Below are 15,215 nucleotides of genomic sequence, written 5' to 3' on the forward strand. Positions count from 1 at the left end.
ACGCTCTTCCGATCTCGCCGGGCCGGCCGGCGCGGGGTTCCGTGAGTGCGCCTGACCTTACGGGCGCTGCGGGCGGTTGGTCATGTGCTCGGCGGTGCCGACATGCTGCTTCTGCTTGCGCATGCCGGCCAGGCCCAGCAGCCCCAGCAGGCCGAGCAGGCCCCACAGGCCGGCGTTGCCGCCGCCCTGGTCCTGCTGCTGAGGTGCGGGCGACGGGTTGACCTGGCTCTGCGCGACGGGAGCGGCGGGAGCCTCCGCCGTCGCGGCCGCGGCCGGGGCGAGCGTCAGAAAGAAGGCCAGCCCCAGGCCCGTGAGAGTCTTGCGCATTGGGTTCCCCCGATCCGGCGGTCCCTCGACCTTCGAAGACCGCCTGTCGCGTCTCCCGGCCTTGTTCCCGGAAGGCTTCCCCCTGATGGGGCGGATCTTCGTATTCCCTGCTAGACATAGCCATACCATCTCGCTCCATGATGAAACCTCTGCTCCCGGCGGCCGACACCTTGTAAGAGGATTCCGGCGTACGGCGACACCTTGCATTTGGGGACCTGTGGGGATTGCGGCGATACTCAAAACATGTCCGAGCTTCTCGCGCGCCACAGGGCCGTCATCCCCAACTGGGTCGGCCTCTACTACAACGACCCCATCGAGATCGTCAGCGGCAAGGGCAACCGCGTCGTCGACGCCGACGGCAAGAGTTATCTCGACTTCTTCGCCGGAATCCTGACCAACATGATCGGGTACGACGTCCCCGAGGTGCGCGAAGCCGTCGAACGCCAGCTCGCCACCGGCGTCGTCCACACCAGCACCGTCTACCTGCTGCGCGGGCAGATCGAGCTGGCCGAGAAGATCGCCCGCCTGTCCGGCATCCCGGACGCCAAGGTCTTCTTCACCAACTCGGGCACCGAGGCCAACGAGACCGCGCTGCTGCTCGCCACGTACGCGCGCAAGAGCGACCAGGTGCTGGCCATGCGGCAGAGCTACCACGGCCGCAGCTTCGGCGCCGTCAGCGTCACCTCCAACAGGTCCTGGAAGAACAACTCCCTGTCGCCGCTCAACGTGCACTTCCTGCACGGCGCCGACCAGCATCTCGCCCAGTTCAGGGGCATGTCCGACGCCGACTACGTCGCGGCGTGCGTGGACGACCTGCGGCACGTGCTGTCGACCGCCGTCTCGAACGACGTGGCCGCCCTCATCGCCGAGCCCATCCAGGGCGTCGGCGGCTTCACCATGCCCCCGGACGGGCTGTTCGCCGCCTACAAGGAAGTGCTGGACGAGCAGGGCATCCTGTTCATCTCCGACGAGGTGCAGACCGGCTGGGGCCGCACCGGCAGCGCGTTCTTCGGCATCCAGAACCACGGCGTGACCCCCGACATGATGACCTTCGCCAAGGGCCTGGGCAACGGCTTCGCCGTCGGCGGCGTCGTCGCCCGGGGTGACCTGCTGGACGCGCTGCACGCCGCCGGCGTGGCCACGTTCGGCGGCAACCCCGTCTCCATGGCGGCCGCCAACGCGACCCTCGACTACGTGCTCGACCACGACCTGCAGGCCAACGCCGCGAGGACCGGCAAGATCATCATCGATGGCCTGCGCGCCGCCGCCCAGCGGCTCCCCGTCGTCAAGGACGTGCGCGGCAAGGGCCTGATGTTCGCCGTCGAGCTCGACACCCCGGCCCAGGCCGCGAGGTTCATGGAGGAGACCAAGAAGGCCGGCCTGCTCGCCGGCAAGGGCGGCCTGCGCGGCACCGCCATCCGCATGGCCCCGCCGCTCACGATCTCGGTCGACGAGGCCGCCGAGGGGCTCGGCATCATCGTCAACGCACTCGAAGTCATCAACGCGGAGGCAGCGCAGCAGTGAAGGCAGTCAAGCACTGGATCGACGGAGCTCTCACCGACGGCGACCCCCGCACGTCGGAGATCTTCAACCCCGCCACCGGCGAGGTCAGCGGCACCGTCGCGCTGGCGTCCGTGGCGGACGTGGACGCGGCCGTCGCCGCCGCCGCGGCGGCCTTCCCCGGCTGGCGCGACACCTCCCTGGTCAAGCGGGCGCAGGTGCTGTTCAAGTTCCGCGAGCTGATGTACGCGCACCGCGACGAGATGGCGGCGCTGATCTCCGCCGAGCACGGCAAGGTGCACGGCGACGCGCTCGGCGAGGTGGCCCGCGGCCTGGAGGTCGTGGAGTTCGCCTGCGGCATCCCGCACCTGCTCAAGGGCGGCTTCTCCGAGGGCGTCTCGACCCGGGTCGACTCCTACTCGATCCGCCAGCCGCTCGGCGTCGTGGCCGGCATCACGCCGTTCAACTTCCCGGCCATGGTGCCGATGTGGATGTACCCGATCGCGATCGCCTGCGGCAACGCGTTCATCCTCAAGCCGTCGGAGAAGGACCCCTCGGCGTCGCTGCTCATGGCACGGCTCTGGAAGGAGGCCGGGCTGCCCGACGGCGTGTTCAACGTCGTGCAGGGCGACAAGGTCGCCGTGGACCGGCTGCTGGAGCACCCCGACGTGCGCGGCGTCTCCTTCGTCGGCTCCACCCCGATCGCCAGGTACGTCTACGAGACCGGGACCGCCCACGGCAAGCGGGTGCAGGCGCTCGGCGGCGCCAAGAACCACATGCTCGTGCTCCCCGACGCCGACCTCGACCTGGTGGCCGACTCGGCCGTCTCTGCGGGCTTCGGCTCGGCCGGCGAGCGCTGCATGGCCATCTCGGTCGTGCTGGCCGTCGACCCGGTCGGCGACGAGCTGGTGCAGAAGATCGTCGAGCGGGTCGAGCGGCTCACCGTGGGCCCCGGCGACGACCCCGCCTCGGAGATGGGCCCACTGGTGACCGGGCCGCACCGCGACAAGGTCGCCTCCTACCTCGACCTGGCCGTCGAGGAGGGCGCCAAGGTGGTCGTGGACGGCCGCGAGACCGCGGTCAAGGGCGGCGGCAAGGCGTCCGAGACGCCTGGCTTCTGGCTCGGCCCGACCGTGCTCGACCAGGTGAAGCCTGGGACGCGGGTGCACACCGAGGAGATCTTCGGCCCCGTCCTGTCGATCGTCCGCGTCTCCTCGTACGAGGAAGGCCTGGAGATCATCAACGGCGGCGAGTTCGGCAACGGCACGGCCGTCTTCACCAACGACGGCGGCGCCGCCCGGCGCTTCCAGAACGAGGTGGAGGTCGGCATGATCGGCGTGAACGTGCCGATCCCCGTGCCGATGGCGTTCTACAGCTTCGGCGGCTGGAAGGCCTCGCTCTTCGGCGACACGCACGTGCACGGCACCGAGGGCGTCCACTTCTACACCCGTGGCAAGGTCATCACCTCCCGCTGGCTGGACCCGTCGCACGGCGGGGTGAACCTCGGATTCCCCACCAACAAGTAAGGCGCCGGGGCGGGCGGCGACGATCACCGCCCGCCCCCGGTAGGCTCCAGGGCGTGATCCGCAGCCGTCTGCCCGCGCTGGCCCTCGCCCTGACGGCGCTGGGCTGCACGGGCGCGGCCCAGCCCGCCCAGCTCACCCCCAGCCCGACGGCGAGCCCCGCGACGAGCCCCACGCCCGAGGCGAGCCCCACGCAGAGCGACGGCACGCTGCAGATCCTCGCCTACCGCGGCTACGCCGAATACGGCGGCATCAGCCCGCAGGCCAACTGGACCGGCACGTTCGAGAAGGCCACCGGCTGCCGGCTGGCCCGCATCGACACCGTGCAGACTCCCGAGGAGATGTCCGCCAGGCTCCGCACGCGCGCCTACGACCTGGTCGCCGCCGGGCCCGTGGTGGCGGCCGAGATGATCGGGGCGGGGCAGGTCCAGGCCATCGACACCGACCGGGTCGAGGGCTACGACGACATCCCCGAGCGGCTGCGCGACCTGCTCACCGTCGGTGACACGGTCTACGGGGTGCCGTTCCTGTGGGGCTACCACGAGTTCCTGTACGACACGCGCCGGACCACGGGCGGCGATCTGGCCGACGTGTTCGGCTCCGACCGGGTCATGCTGCGCGACAGCCCGCTCACGCTCGCCGACGCGGCGCTCGCGGGCGGCGCCGGGCATCCGTTCGAGCTCGACGCCGAGCAGTTGGAAGAGGCGGCCGGGCGCCTGGCGGCCCCTGAGGAGCGCACGCTCTGGGCCAACCAGCTCGACCTGGTCAAGGGCTTCGCCACCGGCTCCGTCGACTACGCCCAGGCCACCCCTCACCTGCGCGAGCTGCTGGTGAAGGCGCGCCTGCCGGTCAAGGCCGTGTCCGCGCGCAAGGTCACCGGCTGGGCCGACTCGTGGCTGCTCGGCGCCGGGGTCACCGCCACCGACTGCGCCTACCGCTGGCTCGGCCGGATGATCGAGCCCGGCACCCAGCGCGACGCCGCCGCGTGGAACGGACTGGCGCCCGCCAATACCAAGGCGTGCAAAGGCCGTGCCAGAAGCGTCTGCGAGGCGTACGGTGCCACCAGGTCCCATCGGCTGGACCGCGTGGTGTTCGCCACGCGCCCTCCGGGGGACTGCCTGCCGCCGAAGGGGGAGTGCACCGACTACGCCGCCTGGTCGCAGCGGTGGCGCGAGCTCATCGAGTAGCGGGGCCGGCTTCCGCCGCCCCGCGTGACCATGCCGCGGGCGCGCCCAACCCCCGCTGGGCGCGACCTGCTGAGACGCCCCGGGCCTTCCCCCCGTCCCGGGGCGTCTCGCCGTCCGCGGGCCTTCAGCGGGTGGGGAAGGCCACCACCGTGGCCAGAGGGGCGGGGACCAGCGCCTCGGCGCAGTCGGCGCACGCCATCGCCGTCGTGTCGTCGGGGAAGCGGCCCACGCGCGCCCTCGGGCGCGGCCACCTCTTGTAGCAGACCACGCAGGCCTCGCCGTCGCGCTGGGCGCTCGTCATGCCCTCAGGGTCGAACGTCAGCATGTCCGGTGCCGTTCTGGTGGGACCCCAGTTCATCGCGCTCCCCGCAGAGGTCGCCCGTCCTCGTGTCGGATCCGTTATAACCCCGGCCGGATCCGTGATCGTCTAGTTCCGTGTCAAGTAAGGGTGAATTCTCTACCCAAGACGCCTGCTTTACACCACAAAATCGGGCATCCAGCTACAAGCCGGATGCCCGATTCATGGGTATATCAGAGGGCGGCGACCGCCTTTTCGAGGATCCCCAGGCCCTCCTCCAGCAGGTGCTCGGGGATGACCAGGGGCGGCAGGAACCGCAGCACGTTGCCGTGCGTGCCCGCGGTCAGCACCAGCAGGCCCTCGGCGTGGCAGCGCTTGACGATCTCCTGGACCGCCGCCGGGTTCGGCTCCTTGGTGCCCGGCACCACCAGCTCGATCGCGATCATGGCGCCGCGCCCCCGCACGTCGCCGATCACGTCGAACCGCTCCTTCATGGCGTGCAGCCGGGGCAGCATGATCTCGCCGATCCTGCGGGCCCTGGCGACCAAGTCCTCCTCGGCGATCGTCTCCAGCACCGCCAGCGCGGCCTCGCACGCGAGCGGGTTGCCGCCGTACGTGCCGCCGAGGCCGCCCACGTGCACCTTGTCCATCAGGTCCGCCCGGCCCGTCACCGCGGCCAGCGGCAGGCCGCCCGCGATGCCCTTGGCGGTGGTGATGATGTCGGGCACGATGCCCTCGTCCTCGCAGGCGAACAGGGTGCCGGTGCGGGCGAAGCCGGTCTGCACCTCGTCGGCCACGAACACGATGCCGTTCTCGCGGCAGAACTCCGCGATCCGCGGCAGGAATCCCTTGGCCGGCTCGATGAAGCCGCCCTCGCCGGCGATCGGCTCGATCACCACGGCCGCCACGTTCTCCGCGCCGACCTGCTTGTTGATCATGTCGATCGCCTCGGCCGCGGCCTCCTCGGCGCAGTTCTCGGGCCCCGTCGGCCAGCGGAACGGGTAGGCCAGCGGCACCCGGTACACCTCAGGGGCGAACGGGCCGAACCGGTGCTTGTACGGCATGTTCTTGGCCGTGAGCGTCATCGTGAGCAGCGTGCGGCCGTGGTAGCCGTGGTCGAACACGACGACCGCCTGGCGGCCGGTCGCGTGCCTGGCGATCTTGACCGCGTTCTCCACCGCCTCGGCGCCGCTGTTCACGAGGAACGTGCGCTTGTCGTGGTCACCCGGGGTGAGCTCGTTCAGCTTCTCGCAGACGGTCACGTACGACTCGTACGGGGTGACCATGAAACAGGTGTGGGTGAAGTCGGCGACCTGCTTGCTGACCCGCTCCACCACCTTCGGCGCGGCGTTGCCGACGTTCGTCACGGCGATGCCGGCGCCGAAGTCGATCAGCGAGTTCCCGTCGGCGTCCTGCAGCACGCCGCCGCCGGCGCGGGTGACGAAGACCGGCAGGGTGGTGCCGATGCCGGGCGGGACGGCGGCCTGCTTGCGGGCCAGCAGCTCCTGCGATTTGGGGCCGGGGATCGCGGTGACGACGCGCCGCTCCTGGGGAATGCTCATGCCTCCGACGGTACGGTGACCGCCGACCACTCCCGATACGTCGATATGTCACACTGAAGGTGCTTGTCTCGCCTGAATGGATAAAATTCGGATGGCACCATCGTTGCAGGTCGTGGCCCGTCGGACCGGGCTCCGCCTGCTCGCCGGACCGCCCGACCGTGATGTGCGCTGGGTCGCCGTCAGCGAGTTGGAGGATCCCACGCCGTTCCTGGAGGGCGGCGAGCTGGTGCTCACCACCGGGATGCGGCTGACCCACGACTTCGCCCGATATGTCGGGCGGCTGATGGCGCGCGGGGTGGCCGGGCTGGGCGTCGCGGTCGGGCTCACCCACGACGAGGTGCCGCCGGCTCTGGTCGAGGCGGCCGGCGCGGCGGGGCTGCCGCTGCTGGAGGTGCCCAGGGAGACGCCGTTCATCGCGGTCACCAAGGTGGTCAGCGAACTGCTGGCGGCCGAGCAGTACGAGGAGGTCACCCGCGCCTTCGCCGCCCAGGGCCGGCTGACCCGCGCCGCCCTCCACCCCGACGGCACCCACGCGGTCATCGACCGGCTGGCCAAGGAGCTGGGCGGGTGGGCGGCGCTGTTCGACGACGCCGGCGAGCCGCTGCACGCCACACGAGGCGCCAAGGTCCGCACGGTGGCGGCCGAGATCAGGCGGCTGCGCGGCGGCCGGGGGCCCGCGGCGGCCCGCAAGGACGGCGAGGCGGAGCGGGCGCCCGCCACGCTGGCGCTGGCGTGGCCCGGCGAGAACGTCGTGGTGCAGCCGGTGGGCGGCGGGCCGCGGCCCCGCGGGTTCTTCGCCGTCGGGACCGCGCGGGCCTTCACCCCTGTCTCCCACACCGTCGTCAACGCCGCCGGGTCGCTGCTCACGCTGGCCCTGGAGCAGGGGCGCGCCCACCTCGAAGGCGAGCGCCGGGTCCGGGACGCGGTGCTGCGGCTGCTGCTGTCCGAGCGGCCGTCGGCCTTGCCGGAAGCCCGTACGGTCCTCGGGCCCCTCGGTCCGGCTCTCCCCGGCGAGCCCTTCGTGGTCCTGGCCGTCGGCGAGGACTCCCTGGAACCCCTGGAACCCCTCGCCTTCACCGCCCGCCTCCCCAACCCGGACGATCGGCGCGGCACCTCAAGAGGCGACGGGCCGGGCCGTGCTCCGGCGGGGGGCCTGCGGGTTTCGGATGAGGAGCAGGATGCTGCTTACGAGCCGGACGATCGGCGCGACACCTCACGGGGTGAGCGGCCGGTTGTGGGGGAGAGCGGTGGACGGGACGTGGCCGCGTCCGGGCGGCGTGATGTGCCCGGGGTGCGGGCGTCCGTGGGGGAGAGGGCCGCAGGGGCCGGTCGGCACTCTGGCTCGGCTGAGGGGCGGCGTGATGTATCAAGGGCGCGTTCCCTCCCGTCCGAAGAGAGGCGCGACGCCTCCGTGCGGGGTGAAAGGGCGGCGGTCTCCGGGCGGGGAAGTGGTGGCGGTGTCGTGGTGGTGCTTGTGGAAGAAGGGTCGGAGGGGGAGGTCGTCCGGGCGGCCGGTGGGGGTGTCGGGATCGGGGGGCCGTGTTCGTACCGGGAGGTGCGGGCGGGGGTGGAGCAGGCGCGGCGGGCCTACGAGCACGCCGGGGGGCAGGTACTCAGGTTCGGCGAGCTGGCCGGGCAGGGGCTGATGGCGCTGGTCGAGCCGGAGGCGGCGGGGGCGTTCGCCGCCGCGCTGCTGGCGCCGCTCGCCGCGTACGGGTCGCGGGCCGATCTGGTGGAGTCGCTGCGCGCGTACCTGGAGAGCAACGGTCACTGGGACGCGGCCGCGCAGCGGCTGGGCGTGCACCGGCACACGCTGCGCTACCGGATGCGGCGCGTCGCCGAGCTGCTCGGGCGCGACCTGGACGACCCGGGGGTGCGGGCCGAGCTCTGGTTCGCGCTGCAGGCGGCCGGCGGCAGGCCCTCGAACGGCGCGGCGCACCCCTGAGGAGCTGTCAGTCCTTGTCGGCCGCGTAGTAGGCGATCGTCGCCTGGGTGACGGCTTCGTAGCTGGTCGCGTCACGGAGGTGACCCGAGCGCTCCAGGCTGATCGCGCCCTGGGCGGCCGCCCACAGGGCGTCGGCGATCTTGCGTGGCTGGGTGGGGCCGAGGTAGCCGGCGGAGATGCAGTCGGAGATCACCCGGTCGAAGATGTTGAGCGCCGCCCTGGCGAGGGTCCTGGCGCGCTCGCTGGGCTCGAAGCCGGGGATCGCCCGTTCGAACATGAGGCTGTAGTAGCCGGGCTCCGCCAGGCACGCCTGGCGGTAGGCGGGGACGAGCGCGTTCAGGTACTCGAAGGGGTCGCGGCGCTGCGGCACCCGCTCCAGCAGGCGGCGGAAGCGCTCGAATCCTTCGAGGTAGAGCGCCTCGGCCAGGCCTTCACGGTTGCCGAACATCGTGTAGACGACGGTGGTCGTGCAGGCGGCCTCGGTGGCGATCCGGCGGATCGTCAGGCTGTCGGGCCCGTCGGCCACCAGGACGTTGACCGCGACGTCGAGCAGCCTGGAACGGAGCTCGTCATGGTTGGCCCGCTCGCCCTGCAAGTAGGCGCCCTGAAGCCCAAGCGGCGCCGAGGAGGTCATGGGCCCACGCCTTTCTGCCGAGGGCCCGCCGCTCTGGGAGACCCGCATCGATGACTTAGCCATGGCGGAGATCGTTCAAACCGCTTCGCATGCTAAACATCCCGAATTAGGCCTACTTCTGTTACAAGCCGGGTATACCACCAGGTTGTACATGACGGCAGAAGCCCCCCGGCGGTCTTGTGCACCCTGGTGCAATTCCCCCGCGCGGGGCTTGGCATAACGTCGGAGGCATGGACGTGCGTACCTTCTGGCTCGCAGGCCGCCCCGCCACAGGCGACGCCGAGCTCACCGTGACCAATCCGGACGACGGTCGCGAGGTCGGCCGGGTCTCCGTGCCGACAGATGCCCAGGTGGAGGAGGCCGTCGCCGCCGCCAAGGCGGTCGCGCGCGAAGCCGCCGCGCTGCCGATCCACGTGCGCGCGGAGGCGCTCGCCCACGTCTCCCGGCGACTGGCCGAAAGGTCCGACGAGATCGCCCACCTGATCACGGCCGAGAACGGCAAGCCTATTTTCTGGGCGCGCGGCGAGGTGAGCCGCGCCGTCTCCACCTTCCGCTTCGCCGCCGAGGAGACCCGGCGCTGGTCGGGCGAGGTGCAGCGGCTCGACACCGAGCCCGCCGCCGCCGGCCGGATGGCCTACGTGTCCCGCGTCCCGTACGGTCCGGTGCTGGCGATCACGCCGTTCAACTTCCCGCTCAACCTGGTCGCGCACAAGGTCGCCCCGGCCATCGCCGTCGGCGCCCCCGTGGTGGTCAAGCCCGCCCCGGCCACGCCGCTGTCGTCGCTGGTGCTGGGCGAGATCCTGGCCGAGACCGAGCTGCCCGCGGGCATGTTCTCGGTGCTGCCGGTCGCCAACGAGCGGGCCTCCGGCCTGGTGCTGGACCCGAGGCTGCCGGTGGTGTCGTTCACCGGCTCCGCCCCCGTCGGCTACGCCATCGCCGACCAGGTGCCGCGCAAGCACGTCACTCTGGAGCTGGGCGGCAACGCCGCCGCCGTGGTGCTGGCCGACGCCGACCTCGACTGGGCGGCCCGGCGCGTCGCGCTGTTCTCCAACTACCAGGCAGGCCAGAGCTGCATCGCCGTGCAGCGGGTCATCGTCGAGCGGCCGGTGTACGACGACTTCGTGGCGCGGCTGCTCCCCGCCGTCGCCGGGCTCGTCGTCGGCGACCCGGCCGACGAGAAGACCCAGGTGGGGCCGCTGGTCTCCGAGGCCGCCGCGGAGCGGGTCGAGGAGTGGGTGCGCGAGGCCGTCGAGGGCGGCGCCCGCGTGCTGGCGGGCGGCACCCGTGTGGGCGCCACGTTCGCGCCCACGGTGCTCGCCGACGTCCCCGCCGACGCCAAGGTCTGCCGCGAGGAGGTGTTCGGCCCCGTCATGGTGCTGGAGCCGGTCGACTCGGTGGACGAGGCCTTCGCCGCGGTCAACGACTCGGCGTACGGGCTGCAGGCCGGGGTGTTCACCAGGTCGCTGGACACGGCGTTCCGGGCCAACCGCGAGCTTGAGGTCGGCGGCGTGATCATCGGCGACGTGCCGTCCTACCGGGCCGACCAGATGCCGTACGGCGGGGTGAAGGACTCCGGCGTCGGGCGCGAGGGCCTGCGCGCGGCCATGGAGGATCTCACGTACGAGAAGGTCATGGTGCTGACGGGGCTCAGCCTCTGAGAGACGGGCGCGGGCCCGGCCTTCAGGCGCGCTCCGCGGTGTGGAAGAGCTTCCTGGCGGGCTCGCCCAGGATGGGGCCGTACATGGTGCGGCGGTCGTCGCTGTACTTGAAGCTGCTCACGGACGTGATCGTGCCCCTGCCGGTGGACGTGTCGAAGCGCGTCAGCCACGGGCCGCCGCTGGAGCCCGCCGTCATGTCGCAGCCGAGCCCCTGGTCGTGGGTGTCTCCGTAGGGGTCGTCACGCAGGCGGCCGGCGCAGTAGACCAGGTGCCGGCCGTCGTAGGGCGGGTCGGCCGGGTAGCCGAAGCCGATCGCGTGGCCGCCGCGCGGGGCGTTGAAGGCGATGTCCTGGACGCCCACCACGTCGGCGACGTGCCGGCCGCGTGAGGGGGCCAGCGCCACCATGCCCACGTCGTAGCTGTCGTCGGAGCCTCGCGACCAGGGCCCGGCCACGAACATGCGGCGCGCGGTCCACTGCCCGTACGGCTTGGCGCCGTTCGTGCCGTAACCGGGGACGAACGTCCAGTTCTTGGCCCAGGCGCCGGAGCCGTCCTTGACGCAGTGGCCGGCGGTGACCACGACGTCGCGGTTGCGGCTGCGCACGGTGCTGGCCGAGCAGACGAAGTCGACGCCGTTCATGGTGAGGAAGACGCGGCCGGTGGTCCTGGCCACCGCGCCCCCGACCGCCCAGCGGGAACCGGAGGTCCGGGCCAGCGGGCGGGCCGACTGGTGGCGGGCCTCGGCCCGCGTGCCATGCCGGGGCGGGACCAGGCGGACGTCGCCGCCGGTGACCCCGGGGGCGACGCCGAGGCCGGTGCCGCCGGTGAGGCCGCTCAGCAGGCCGCCCTCGGTGACCAGACCGGGCAGGTCGATGGGCAGGGCGTTGTCCATGCGGTCGGGGGTCCAGTAGGAGAGCACGCGCAGGTGGTCGGCCGCGCCCCGGGCCGCGATGTGCTCGACGACGTCGGCGGGCGCCGGGGCCTCGGGCAGGCGGGTGGCCGCCGCGGGCGGCGGCGGGACGACGCTCGCGTGTCGCTCGGGAGTCGCCCCGACGAGGGCGGGGCCCAGCAGGCCCGCGACGAGGGGCGCCGCCGCGAGCAAGGGGGTGCTCAGGGTCATGCCCACCGAGTGTGCACCACGAGATGTGTCCTTGCGGCTACTTTCCGTGAAATTCCTCATGGCGGGTCGCGGGTTCTGTGCGCGGGCACGTGCGGTGTCGGGGGACAATGGACGGGTGCGCGCACCGACCCTCCGCTCCGTCACCGTCCTCGGATCCACCGGCTCCGTCGGCACCCAGGCCCTCGACGTGATCGCCGCCAACCCCGACCGGTTCAGGGTCGCCGGCCTCGCCGCCGGGGGCGGCAGGGCCGATCTGCTCGCCCGCCAGGCGGCCGAGTCCGGGGCCGAGGTCGTCGCCGTCGCCGATCCCGCCGCGGTGCCCGCGCTGCGCGAGGCGCTGGCCGCGCACGGGGCGAGTCCCGAGGTGCTCGCCGGCGCCGACGGGGTCGCCGAGGTGGCCGGCCGGCCGTGCGACACCGTGCTCAACGCCATCACCGGCGCGCTCGGCCTGACCTCCACGCTGGTGGCCCTGGACGCCGGGCGGATGCTCGCGCTGGCCAACAAGGAGTCCCTGATCGTCGGCGGGCCGCTGGTCAAGCGGCTGGCCAGGCCCGGTCAGCTCGTGCCGGTCGACTCCGAGCACTCGGCGCTGCAGCAGTGCCTGTGGGCGTCGGGGCCGCGGGGCCACGATCCCGGCGCCGTCAAGCGGCTGGTCGTCACCGCCAGCGGCGGCCCGTTCCGCGGCCGCACCCGCGCCGAGATGACCGGCGTGACGCCCGAGATGGCCCTGGCCCACCCCACCTGGTCCATGGGCCCGGTGATCACCATCAACTCGGCCACCCTGGTCAACAAGGGCCTGGAGGTGATCGAGGCCCACCTGCTGTTCGACCTCGGCTTCGACCGGATCGAGGTCGTGGTCCACCCGCAGTCGATCATCCACTCGATGGTCGAGTACATCGACGGCTCGACCATCGCCCAGGCGAGCCCTCCCGACATGCGGCTGCCCATCGCCCTGGCGCTCGGCCACCCCGAGCGGGTCCCCGCGGCCACCCCGCCGGTCGACTGGACCAGGGCCCACACCTGGACCTTCGAGCCGCTCGACGACGCCGCCTTCCCGGCGGTCGCGCTGGCCCGCCACGTCGGCTCGGCGGGCGGCACCGCCCCGGCCGTCTACAACGCGGCCAACGAGGTGTGCGTGGAGGCGTTCGTCAAGGGCGGGTTGCCGTTCCTCGGCATCGTCGACACGGTCGCCAAGGTCGTCGAAGAACATCAGGTCACCCCGGCCGGCTCCGTCGAGGAGGTGCTCGCCGCCGACGCGTGGGCCCGCGCCCGTGCGGCGGAGCTCACAGCCGGGCAGTCCCGCTAGCTCCCTAGACTGGGAAGCGTCGTCGACACACAAGGGTTGAAATGTCTCCTGTAGCACTCGGCATCCCCACGGTCCGTCCCAAGCCGCTCGCCGAACGCCGACACTCCCGCCAGATCATGGTCGGCGGCGTGCCCGTGGGCGGTGACGCGCCCGTCTCCGTGCAGTCGATGACCACCACCGTCACCGCCGACGTCAACGCCACCCTCCAGCAGATCGCCGAGCTCACCGCGTCCGGCTGCCAGATCGTCCGGGTGGCCGTGCCGTCCCAGGACGACGCGGAGGCGCTGCCGATCATCGCGAAGAAGTCGCAGATCCCGGTCATCGCCGACATCCACTTCCAGCCGAAGTACGTCTTCGCCGCCATCGAGGCGGGCTGCGCGGCGGTGCGCGTCAACCCGGGCAACATCAAGAAGTTCGACGACAAGGTGGGCGAGATCGCCAAGGCCGCCGCCGAGCACGGCGTGCCCATCCGCATCGGGGTCAACGCCGGGTCGCTCGATCCGCGGCTGCTGCAGAAGTACGGCAAGGCCACGCCCGAGGCGCTGGTCGAGTCGGCGCTGTGGGAGTGCTCGCTCTTCGAGGAGCACGGCTTCCGCGACATCAAGATCTCGGTCAAGCACAACGACCCGGTCGTCATGATCAACGCCTACCGGCTGCTCGCGGCCCAGTGCGACTACCCGCTCCACCTCGGCGTCACCGAGGCCGGCCCGGCCTTCCAGGGCACCGTCAAGTCGGCGGTGGCGTTCGGCGCGCTGCTGGCCGAGGGGATCGGCGACACCATCCGGGTGTCGCTGTCGGCGCCTCCGGTGGAGGAGGTCAAGGTCGGCACCGCCATCCTGGAGTCGCTCGGGCTGCGCGAGCGAGGGCTGGAGATCGTGTCCTGCCCGTCGTGCGGGCGCGCCCAGGTCGACGTCTACACGCTGGCCGACCAGGTCCAGGCCGGGCTCGAAGGGCTCAAGGTGCCGCTGCGGGTGGCCGTGATGGGCTGCGTCGTCAACGGTCCAGGCGAGGCGCGTGAGGCCGACCTGGGAGTGGCCTCGGGCAACGGCAAGGGCCAGATCTTCGTCAAGGGCGAGGTCATCAAGACCGTGCCGGAGTCGCAGATCGTCGAGACCCTCATCGAGGAGGCCCTCCGCCTGGCCGAGGAGATGGGCGTGGCGGTCGACCTCGACGACGACGCCTCCGGGCCCGAGGTCGTCGTGCGCTGACCCCGTGCCTCCCGCGACTCTCAGGGGTCCGGGAGGAGCTTGGTGAGGAGGGCGCGGAGCTCGTGCTCGGCCTCGGGGCCCAGGAGAGACAGGATCTCCGCCTGCAGGTGTTCGGCGGCTTCGCGGACGGTGGTGAGGCGCTGCCTGCCGAGGGGGGTCAGTTCCAGCGCGTAGCGGCGGCGGTCGGCGGGGTCCTGACCGCGGGCGACCAGCCCGAGCCGCACCAGTTCGTCGACGATCTGCGCGGCGGCCGGCTCGGTGATGTCCAGGCGGCGGGCGAGCTGCTGCTGGGCGCACGGGGTCAGGGTCTCCAGGGCGGCCAGGCTGCCGAAGTGGCGGGTGCGCAGGCCGGAGCCGGCCAGGAGCGCGTCGCCCATGCGGCGCAGCCGGTAGTGCGCCTGCGCCACCAGGTAGGCGGTGGTCCGGAGCGGCTCCGGCTCGGGCAGCAGCAGGCTGAGCAGCTCGTTGAGCCGCTCGCGTTCGCCGGGGGTCAGTGACGCGGTGACGCGGGCGTCCCGTTCGGCGACCGCCTCGCGCATGGCGTCGCGTGCCTTGCGGCCCTCCTCGGTGATCGACAGCACGTAGGAGCGCCGGTTGGCGGGGTTGCGGGTACGGGTGACGTACCCGGCCTGCTGGAGCCTGTCGATCAGCCGTACCATGATCGTCCGGTTGATGCCGAGCCGCTCGGCCAGTTCGAGCTGGGAGTCGGCGTCCTGGTCGGCGAGGGTGTCGAGGACCACGAAGTCGCGCGAGCGCGGGTCGTCGCTCAGCGCCTCCGCGGTGAAGCGGGCGTAGACCCGGCGCAGCAGCCTCCCTGGAGACCTGCTCAGGGTTTCCGCGAGCGTCCTGTCCTGCATGCGGCACACCTCCGGCAAGGCAGCTTACCCATGGAGCTGATGGTTAAGCGCAAAAATAGTTGGCATGTTGACGATTGGCCATAGTGACGG

13 protein-coding genes are annotated in these 15,215 nt (G+C 72.0%); 7 read left to right on the forward strand and 6 right to left on the reverse strand.

The window, feature by feature from the left end; translation table 11 throughout:
• Positions 1-57: 57 nt before the first annotated feature.
• Positions 58-327 (reverse strand): WGxxGxxG family protein, encoded by a 270-nt coding sequence (locus tag KME79_RS37380; RefSeq protein WP_148033709.1) that lies wholly within the window; start codon positions 325-327, stop codon positions 58-60.
• Between the two features lie 243 nt (positions 328-570).
• Between KME79_RS37380 and KME79_RS37385 the strand changes: the two genes are divergently transcribed.
• From KME79_RS37385 to KME79_RS37395, 3 genes are read left to right on the forward strand one after another with little or no spacing between them, the layout of a single operon-like run.
• Positions 571-1,851, forward strand: coding sequence for an aspartate aminotransferase family protein (locus KME79_RS37385; RefSeq protein WP_219550169.1), 1,281 nt, complete (start codon positions 571-573; stop codon positions 1,849-1,851).
• Positions 1,848-3,353, forward strand: a complete 1,506-nt coding sequence (locus KME79_RS37390) for a CoA-acylating methylmalonate-semialdehyde dehydrogenase (protein ID WP_148033707.1) — start codon at positions 1,848-1,850, stop codon at positions 3,351-3,353. The genes KME79_RS37385 and KME79_RS37390 overlap by 4 nt, the downstream gene beginning before the upstream one ends.
• 53 nt (positions 3,354-3,406) lie before the next feature.
• Positions 3,407-4,537 carry an extracellular solute-binding protein gene (locus KME79_RS37395; RefSeq protein ID WP_219550171.1) on the forward strand — a complete coding sequence of 377 codons (1,131 nt, stop codon included), beginning with the start codon at positions 3,407-3,409 and terminating at the stop codon, positions 4,535-4,537.
• 124 nt (positions 4,538-4,661) lie between these two features.
• Here KME79_RS37395 and KME79_RS37400 read toward each other — a convergent pair whose 3' ends face one another.
• Both KME79_RS37400 and gabT read right to left on the reverse strand, forming a co-directional pair.
• Positions 4,662-4,895 (reverse strand): hypothetical protein, encoded by a 234-nt coding sequence (locus KME79_RS37400; RefSeq protein WP_246641085.1) that lies wholly within the window; start codon positions 4,893-4,895, stop codon positions 4,662-4,664.
• Between the two features lie 173 nt (positions 4,896-5,068).
• Positions 5,069-6,397 (reverse strand): 4-aminobutyrate--2-oxoglutarate transaminase, encoded by a 1,329-nt coding sequence (gene gabT, locus KME79_RS37405; RefSeq protein ID WP_219550173.1) that lies wholly within the window; start codon positions 6,395-6,397, stop codon positions 5,069-5,071.
• A 112-nt stretch (positions 6,398-6,509) separates the two neighbouring features.
• Here gabT and KME79_RS45775 point away from each other — a divergent pair, with 112 nt between their 5' ends.
• Positions 6,510-8,342, forward strand: coding sequence for a PucR family transcriptional regulator ligand-binding domain-containing protein (locus tag KME79_RS45775; protein ID WP_308249194.1), 1,833 nt, complete (start codon positions 6,510-6,512; stop codon positions 8,340-8,342).
• A 7-nt stretch (positions 8,343-8,349) separates the two neighbouring features.
• Here KME79_RS45775 and KME79_RS37420 read toward each other — a convergent pair whose 3' ends face one another.
• On the reverse strand, positions 8,350-8,976 hold the full coding sequence (locus tag KME79_RS37420; protein ID WP_219550175.1) for a TetR/AcrR family transcriptional regulator: 627 nt from the start codon (positions 8,974-8,976) through the stop codon (positions 8,350-8,352).
• Positions 8,977-9,206: 230 nt separating this feature from the next.
• On the opposite strand from KME79_RS37420, the gene KME79_RS37425 reads away from it, so the two are divergent.
• A complete protein-coding gene (locus KME79_RS37425) occupies positions 9,207-10,634 on the forward strand; it encodes an aldehyde dehydrogenase family protein (protein WP_219550177.1) in 1,428 nt (475 codons plus the stop codon).
• A 22-nt stretch (positions 10,635-10,656) separates the two neighbouring features.
• On the opposite strand, the gene KME79_RS37430 is transcribed toward KME79_RS37425, so the two are convergent.
• A complete protein-coding gene (locus KME79_RS37430) occupies positions 10,657-11,754 on the reverse strand; it encodes a trypsin-like serine peptidase (RefSeq protein WP_219550179.1) in 1,098 nt (365 codons plus the stop codon).
• Between the two features lie 115 nt (positions 11,755-11,869).
• On the opposite strand from KME79_RS37430, the gene dxr reads away from it, so the two are divergent.
• A complete protein-coding gene (gene dxr / locus KME79_RS37435) occupies positions 11,870-13,060 on the forward strand; it encodes a 1-deoxy-D-xylulose-5-phosphate reductoisomerase (protein ID WP_308249195.1) in 1,191 nt (396 codons plus the stop codon).
• Between the two features lie 41 nt (positions 13,061-13,101).
• Positions 13,102-14,268 (forward strand): flavodoxin-dependent (E)-4-hydroxy-3-methylbut-2-enyl-diphosphate synthase, encoded by a 1,167-nt coding sequence (ispG, locus tag KME79_RS37440; protein ID WP_219550183.1) that lies wholly within the window; start codon positions 13,102-13,104, stop codon positions 14,266-14,268.
• 20 nt (positions 14,269-14,288) lie between these two features.
• Here ispG and KME79_RS37445 read toward each other — a convergent pair whose 3' ends face one another.
• A complete protein-coding gene (locus tag KME79_RS37445; protein ID WP_219550185.1) occupies positions 14,289-15,125 on the reverse strand; it encodes a MarR family winged helix-turn-helix transcriptional regulator in 837 nt (278 codons plus the stop codon).
• Between the last annotated feature and the right edge of the window lie 90 nt (positions 15,126-15,215).

This window comes from Nonomuraea harbinensis (genome assembly GCF_019396385.1).
GTDB lineage: Bacteria > Actinomycetota > Actinomycetes > Streptosporangiales > Streptosporangiaceae > Nonomuraea > Nonomuraea ferruginea.

Bases quoted from the DNA above. Each gene is read 5' to 3' on its own strand.
- KME79_RS37380 (WP_148033709.1), bottom strand. From the start codon at position 327: ATGCGCAAGACTCTCACGGGCCTGGGGCTGGCCTTCTTTCTGACGCTC.
- KME79_RS37385 (WP_219550169.1), top strand. From the start codon at position 571: ATGTCCGAGCTTCTCGCGCGCCACAGGGCCGTCATCCCCAACTGGGTC.
- KME79_RS37400 (WP_246641085.1), bottom strand. From the start codon at position 4,895: ATGAACTGGGGTCCCACCAGAACGGCACCGGACATGCTGACGTTCGAC.
- gabT (WP_219550173.1), bottom strand. From the start codon at position 6,397: ATGAGCATTCCCCAGGAGCGGCGCGTCGTCACCGCGATCCCCGGCCCC.
- KME79_RS37420 (WP_219550175.1), bottom strand. From the start codon at position 8,976: ATGACCTCCTCGGCGCCGCTTGGGCTTCAGGGCGCCTACTTGCAGGGC.
- KME79_RS37425 (WP_219550177.1), top strand. From the start codon at position 9,207: ATGGACGTGCGTACCTTCTGGCTCGCAGGCCGCCCCGCCACAGGCGAC.
- KME79_RS37430 (WP_219550179.1), bottom strand. From the start codon at position 11,754: ATGACCCTGAGCACCCCCTTGCTCGCGGCGGCGCCCCTCGTCGCGGGC.
- ispG (WP_219550183.1), top strand. From the start codon at position 13,102: ATGTCTCCTGTAGCACTCGGCATCCCCACGGTCCGTCCCAAGCCGCTC.
- KME79_RS37445 (WP_219550185.1), bottom strand. From the start codon at position 15,125: ATGCAGGACAGGACGCTCGCGGAAACCCTGAGCAGGTCTCCAGGGAGG.